This window comes from Holdemanella porci (assembly GCF_019052655.1).
GTDB classification, from domain to species: Bacteria; Bacillota_I; Bacilli_A; order Erysipelotrichales; family Erysipelotrichaceae; genus Holdemanella; species Holdemanella hominis.
Genome location: NZ_JAHQVB010000085.1, coordinates 1 through 6,962 on the forward strand (window position 1 = coordinate 1; position 6,962 = coordinate 6,962).

Below are 6,962 nucleotides of genomic sequence, written 5' to 3' on the forward strand. Positions count from 1 at the left end.
TTTGTATTTTCAAACTTTTTCATAAAAAATACTTGAATTTTATATAGTTAGCTCCCTTATACAAAAGTAAAAAGGCACTTACAGCTCATGTATTTCATGAACTATAAGCACCTTTGCTTTATGTATGAACGTATTTTATTCCGCATGAAACAATTTGTCAACGTTTTTCTGAAGCTTTTTGAAAATTTCTTTCCATGTGATAATAACTAGGAACCAAGATTATAACAGCACCAATCCATGCCAACACTTCTACAGGATATAGGCCAGCTTTACCAAAATAGATAGGTAGAATCAAAGCTCCAGAGATTCGCATCAATAACTCAAATAAGCCAGATACCATAGGAATAAAGGCATTGGATAAGCCCTGTATAGTAGAACGATAGGCGTGTAACATATATAAAATTGGAAGCCAAACGGTTAAACATCGTAAGAAATTCAATCCATATGTCATTGCTTCATTAGCACCTTCACTTGTTTTTGATATAAAACAAGATAAGAAGAATGGTCCAAAAATCCAAAGTATGATAGAAATCAAGATGGAAGTAGCCAAAGATAATAAAACAACTTTTTTCACACCACTCTTGATACGATCATAACGATGTGCTCCATAATTTTGTCCCGTATATGTAACCATGGCATAGCCATAAGAAACAGCTGAAATTTCAAGCACTCCATATAGCTTGTTCATAGCTGTAAATCCAGCAAGGAAATAAGTTCCATATCGATTTACGGCACTTGTTAATACCATACCACCAATTGAAATCAAGACATTTTGTAGTGCCATAGGAATTCCTAATCTAAATTGATTTTTATAGTATGTTACGTCCTTACAAATTGATGTAGGCATATATTCTTTTAATTTTAATACATGATATAAACAGAAGCATCCAGCTAGAATTTGTGCAATAACTGTCGCAACACCAGCACCAATGATTCCCCACTCAAATCCCATCACGAATAGTATATCTAAGCCTACGTTAAAAATACTGGCAATAATCATGGCTTGTAGTGGTGTTTTAGAATTGCCAAAAGCACGTAAAATGCTAGCAAGTGCATTATAAAACATAGTCGCAAACAAACCGATATAAATAACGTGTGTATACGCTAGAGCTCGATCCATAATATCAGCTGGTGTTTTTAATAAAATCAAAATATTTGGCAGAAGCGGATAAATCACGGCTAATAAAACCACTGTTGATATAATCGCATTCACAACTAAAGTAGAAATACATTTTTGTACATTACTCTTATCATGAGTACCAAACGCATGAGCTATCGGAATTGAAAAACCTTGGGCAAGACCAGTCACGACTGCAATTCCCATCCATGTTAGCCAATCCGAACATCCTATGGCTGCTAACGCCTTCACACCAAGGTGTCTAGAAACAATGATAGTATCACAAACTGTATATAGCTGCTGAAATATATTTCCAAGCATTAAAGGTAGAGAAAACAAAAAAATCAACTTTAATTCATTTCCCTTCGTCATATCTTTCACTTGCATAAAACCTCTCCTATTAAACAAAAATAGTATATCATATACAATTAATTTCTTAAAAATGTTATTTACAACTAACTGCCTTAGAGTTATACTAATAACAGTTAGTTGCACCTAACTTTTAAGGAGGTAAAATCATGAAATATGCATTCGCAAGTCGTACTGGTAATGTGGAAGAAATTATCAGTTCATTAGGTATTGATGCATTACGCATCAATGATGGATCTGAGAGCATTGATGAACCATACATCTTATTTACTTATACAGATGGCTATGGGGATGTACCAGCTGAAGTTGAAAACTTCTTGATGGCCAATGGCACATTGATTCAAGGTGTTGTCTGCTCCGGAGATACAAATTATGGTGACGCATATTGCCAGGCAGCTAATAAAATCAGTGAAGATTATGGTTGTGAAATTTTATATAAAGTAGAAAATTCCGGTACACCTGAAGATATCGAAAACATCAAAAAAGCGATTGGAGCTTAATTATGCCGAAACAGCGTTTTGAATCATTATTGGCCAATTATTGTGCACCTGTACTGAAGCAATATAAATATGCCAATATGTTCCACCTTCCAAAAGACGATGATAGTATTCGATCATTTATCAAACAATACAATCAACAATTCAATTCAAAAGGGATCTTCTTTATCCTCATAGAACAAGAAACTCAATACACCATTTATGTATACAATTCCAAACTTAAAGACTATATTTCCTCAAATGCAGTTCAAAATTTTCTAAAATCCTATCAATACCCAAATACTTTTGAACTGTGTATACAAGAACTCAAAAAAAGACTTAACACAAAAAACTTTCCTCATGAAATAGGTGTATTTCTTGGTTATCCCTTAGATGATGTAATTGGATTTATTGAACACAAGCCCTATTACTTAGTCGGAGATTGGAAGGTCTATCAAAACGTGAATGAGGCTAAAAAGCAATTTGATTTATTTAAACAAACAAAAGAAAAAATGTTGAATCAAATCCATAATGGATATGAATTATGTGAAATTCTTTAACAAATATTTATTTTTTCTTCTTTCATCGACCATTTATCGTTTTTTGGTCTATGAATACGTTTAAAAATCATTTAGAATGTATATGGTTGAACAAATCCATTTCACATTTTAGTTCAACCAAAAAAGAGGTATCGCAAAGATATCTCTTTTTTCTATTCACTTAATACATAAGCCAATGTTAGACGTGCACAATCCTCAATAGCTTGAACACTCGTTCTTTCATAGCCATGCGAATTCATACAACCAACCCCAAATACAGCAGGCATAATATTGTTTCCAGCGCGAATCGCCGCTGTAGCATCTGAGCCAAAACGATAATATGTATCTACGCAATAGTTAATATTGTTCGCTTTTGCCAAATTGATGATTTTAGTTGTTAATCCCCAATCATAAGGAGAATAGTTGTCGCTAGCCCCAATAGAAACTTTCTTTTCAGATCCATGATTATCTGGCCCAATCAAGCCGATATCCAAAGCTACATATTCACTCACTTCACTAGGAACATATGCTCCTCCATGGCCAATTTCTTCATAAATAGGAAACGCAAACAAAGTATCATAAGCCGGTGTTAGATTCTCTTCTTTCAATTGACGCAACACATCAATCACGGCTGCAACCATAGCCTTATCATCAATATGACGTGATTTAATAAAACCAAATTCTGTACGTCTAAAACGTGGTTCTACACTAATCAAATCCCCATGTTCAATCCCTAAATCATATACATCTTTAGCACAACTAACATCTTCATCCAATAAAATAGCTTCATTAAATTTATCACGCTCACGACTTCTCGCATCATCAAATACATGTGTAGAGTGCGACTTACAAATTACCATACCCTCATATGTTTTTCCACTACGAGTGTGAATATAGACATTCTCCCCTTCCACATTATGGAAATTGACTCCACCCAAGTTTTTTACTTCGATCCATCCATTGTCCATCACATGACGAACCTGCATACCAATCGTATCTAAGTGAGCTCCTACACATACAATCTTACTAGAATCTTTACCTGGTACACGAACATAGGCAGTACGTTTATTATCAAACTCAAGTTCATATCCAAACTTTCCTACCATCTCCGCTAATTTTTTATGAATTTCAGGATAAAAACCAACCACACTCGGTGTATTGATCAATTCCTCTAAATTTTTTAACATTTCTTCAGTTTTCACCATAATCTTCACTTCCTTTTCTTGACACCTATTATACAATATTATTATGAAAATAATTATCTCACCCGCTAAGAAAATGAAAATGATCGATGATATCAACATAGAGTGTACAACACCCATGTTCTTATCCAAGACAACTGAACTTTTAAATCATATTAAAAGTTTAGACTATTCAGAATTAAAATCTTATTTAAAATGTTCAGACACAATTGCCCAAACTACATATGATCAATTCCAAAATATGAGTCTAGAAGAAAATACAACACCAGCCATACTGAGCTATTCTGGCATACAATATCAATATATGGCACCCCATGTATTTACAGATGATCAAATCAAATATATTCAAGGGCATCTGTACATTCTTTCTGGATTTTATGGTCTTTTAAAGCCACTGGATGCGATCACACCCTATCGTTTAGAAATGCAGACAAAATGCCCATTCTCTTTGTATGACTTTTGGAAAGACGATCTTGCCAAACAAATCGATGAACCGATTTTAAATCTGGCGAGTGAAGAATATGCCAAAATCATACGAAAATATAAGCCATTGATTGATGTTCGTTTTGTCGAAGAAAATGGTAAAGAAAAAGGTGTTTATGCCAAGATGGCAAGAGGTGCTATGGTTCGCTATCTTGCCGAAAACAAGATTGAAAACATCAAAGATATTACTCAATTTTCAGATTTAGGATACACTTTTGATGCGAGTCAAAGCACTGAAAAATTATATATATTCCAAAAAAAGCTATCATCATGATAGCTTTTCTAATAGTTCGACAACCATTTGGGTTTGTTCCTTATACATTGTATAAGCTTCTTCATCCTTATTTAGGATGATATCCATAAAGTCCTGACACTCATACAACATGTGATTTGGTTGTTCAATACTGATTTTTTCTTTAGTGTCTGTAGCTTTTTTTCCAATTTGATCCTTTTTAGGCGCATCAAAATACACATCTTTACATACACCACTGCTCGCACCAGAGACAATAATCGTTCCTTGATCCCCTTGTACATATACTGCATAAGGACTTGAACAATCTTTAGCACCCGTACAAGTTGCGATAAAATCGGGATACTGCATAATAATAATTCCGCTTGTATCGATGCCGTTGTATCCAACATTTTTAAAATAATGAACCTCATTCGGCTTACCAAACATTCCCGTCACAAAATGTAAATTATATACATTGATATCCATTAATGCTCCACCATTGAAAGCTGTATCAAAGGCATTTGTTTGAACATGATCTTTATACTTTTGATACTTCGATGAATATTGTGAGAAATTACACTGAACCATCTTGATATTTCCGCAATTCGACATATTTTCTTTAATAATTTTATAATTTGGTAAATGCACATTTGTGATGGCTTCAAAAATATAGACACCCTTTTTTTCTGCTATTTCAAATAGTTCATTACACTCTTTTAAAGTTGGCGTAAATGGTTTTTCATTAATAACATGCTTCTTATGTTCCAACGCCATTTTTGATTGTGAATAATGTAAAGAGTTTGGACTTGCCACATAAACAATATCCACATTTTCATCATTCAACATTTCTTCCATGTCCGTGTAATACTTTTGAATCCCATGTTTTTCGGCAAATTCTTTAGCACGCTTCTCCGTTCTAGAATATACACAATATAAATTGTATCGACCATCTAAACGCATAGCTTCAATCATGCGCTCTACTATAACACCAGAGCCAATCGTTGCGACATTCATCATGCTTTTTCTCCTTTATTTTTTACCCAGTTATTTTCTTTTTTCTTCTTTTGTTTTTTTGTTTTACGATAAATGATAAAGCGAACTCCATCCTCGCTGTTTTCACCTTTCACAATATAGTGGTTGGCCTTACAAACCTTAGAAACAATGGATAATCCTAGTCCGAAACGTCCTCCTTCGCCTTTTTCATAAGGTCTAAATAAAGATTGAATGCGATCTTCAGGCATCTTTGGACCATCATTACTAATACACAACCAGTCTTCTCTTACTTCAATCTTAATGTAAGATTTCGCATAACGGAATGCATTTTCCATAATGTTTTCAATGGCTACACGCCACGCTTCAATCAAACCATCAAAGAAGACTTCTTCTACATCTGTAATCACTTGAATTTCAGGGCGAATCACGGCTGCATTTAATACAACCTGTTCCACAACATCCTTCATATTTGTGACTACACCCTCAGCATCACTTGCCACCAAGTATTCAACACGATTCATATACAATAAAGAATGTACCTTATTTTCTAATCTCTGTGCATTATCTAAGATGACATCAACACTGCTTTCCAAAGTTCCATAAGGATAGATACCATCTTTAATAGATTCAGCGTACGATTTAATTGTCGCAATCGGCGTTTTTAAATCATGCGAAATATTATGAATCATATCTTCTTTGGCTTTATCCTGCTTTTTCAATTCTTCATTCATCTTCACAATCGCAGTCGCCATTTCACCAATTTCATCATCACGATTTAAATGAAGTTCTACTTCTTTTCCATCTTTAATTTGTTCAATATAATTTCGAATTAAATTCAAAGGATGAATAATTGAGAATACCCACATTAAAATAATCAGGAATACAATCATAAACGCAATCACAATAACGTATACCGTAGAATCAATCAATGAATCTCTAAATTGTGTCGCGTACGTATCATCCATAAAACTTGCCAAAATTATACCGTCATGACAATAGATCAAACGATAATAATACTTCGAATTTGCGACTATAATCGTTCCCTGTAGTGCTTCTTCATTTTCGGAATTCATTTGTTTAGATTGATCTAATAAATATTCATATACTTTATGATTCACTGGTTTTCTTTTGGAACTCTGATTTGAGATCACATTCATTTTACCATCTTGAATAATACAGTTTGTTTGAACACTGTCACTCGCTAAGAAAGCATAAATGTCATCTATACTATCGGTTTGTTTCGAATCCACTAATCCAACGATCGATGTTTGTCGATTTAAGATCAGTTCATACATTTGTTTAGTAATGGTTCGATCAATATTATCGCTGACAAACACAAAGAAAAACATGATAAAAAACATCAAAACCGTCAAAATAATTGTTAAAATTTGTCGTGTTAATGACATTTTTTGAAAATAAAAGGAAGGTCCCTTCATAAAATATCACCTCATCATAAACATTTTACCATAAGAAAAAGAAAAGGGGATACATTTGTAGGGTAACCAATTTTAATTAGGGTCATTATTTTTGGGGTCTATTTTAGGGTCAATT

General features: G+C 33.7%; 7 protein-coding genes. 3 read left to right on the forward strand and 4 right to left on the reverse strand.

The features are described 5' to 3' along the window. Positions 1–157: 157 nt before the first annotated feature. Entirely contained in the window at positions 158–1,504 is a 1,347-nt protein-coding gene (locus KTQ83_RS10765; protein ID WP_244975847.1) for an MATE family efflux transporter, read from the reverse strand. Positions 1,505–1,635: 131 nt separating this feature from the next. On the opposite strand from KTQ83_RS10765, the gene nrdI reads away from it, so the two are divergent. Together nrdI and KTQ83_RS10775 are read left to right on the forward strand one after the other, a co-directional pair. After that, positions 1,636–1,986: a class Ib ribonucleoside-diphosphate reductase assembly flavoprotein NrdI gene (gene nrdI, locus KTQ83_RS10770; protein WP_217256852.1), complete on the forward strand. Its 351-nt coding sequence runs from the start codon at positions 1,636–1,638 to the stop codon at positions 1,984–1,986. Between the two features lie 2 nt (positions 1,987–1,988). Continuing rightward, positions 1,989–2,522 carry a DUF3793 family protein gene (locus tag KTQ83_RS10775; protein ID WP_217256853.1) on the forward strand — a complete coding sequence of 178 codons (534 nt, stop codon included), beginning with the start codon at positions 1,989–1,991 and terminating at the stop codon, positions 2,520–2,522. A 152-nt stretch (positions 2,523–2,674) separates the two neighbouring features. Here the strand turns inward: KTQ83_RS10775 and KTQ83_RS10780 are convergent, their stop codons facing one another. Next, positions 2,675–3,706: a M42 family metallopeptidase gene (locus KTQ83_RS10780; protein WP_117925573.1), complete on the reverse strand. Its 1,032-nt coding sequence runs from the start codon at positions 3,704–3,706 to the stop codon at positions 2,675–2,677. 43 nt (positions 3,707–3,749) lie between these two features. Here KTQ83_RS10780 and yaaA point away from each other — a divergent pair, with 43 nt between their 5' ends. Beyond that, positions 3,750–4,460: a peroxide stress protein YaaA gene (gene yaaA, locus KTQ83_RS10785; protein WP_186998936.1), complete on the forward strand. Its 711-nt coding sequence runs from the start codon at positions 3,750–3,752 to the stop codon at positions 4,458–4,460. Here yaaA and KTQ83_RS10790 read toward each other — a convergent pair. Together KTQ83_RS10790 and KTQ83_RS10795 are read right to left on the reverse strand one after the other, a co-directional pair. After that, the gene (locus tag KTQ83_RS10790; protein WP_217256854.1) at positions 4,455–5,435 is read right to left on the reverse strand and encodes a Gfo/Idh/MocA family protein; all 981 of its coding nucleotides are present in this window, start codon (positions 5,433–5,435) and stop codon (positions 4,455–4,457) included. The two genes, yaaA and KTQ83_RS10790, sit on opposite strands and share 6 nt — an antisense overlap. Beyond that, the gene (locus KTQ83_RS10795) at positions 5,432–6,847 is read right to left on the reverse strand and encodes a HAMP domain-containing sensor histidine kinase (protein ID WP_117925570.1); all 1,416 of its coding nucleotides are present in this window, start codon (positions 6,845–6,847) and stop codon (positions 5,432–5,434) included. Before KTQ83_RS10795 ends, KTQ83_RS10790 begins: the two co-directional genes overlap by 4 nt. Positions 6,848–6,962 lie beyond the last annotated feature (115 nt).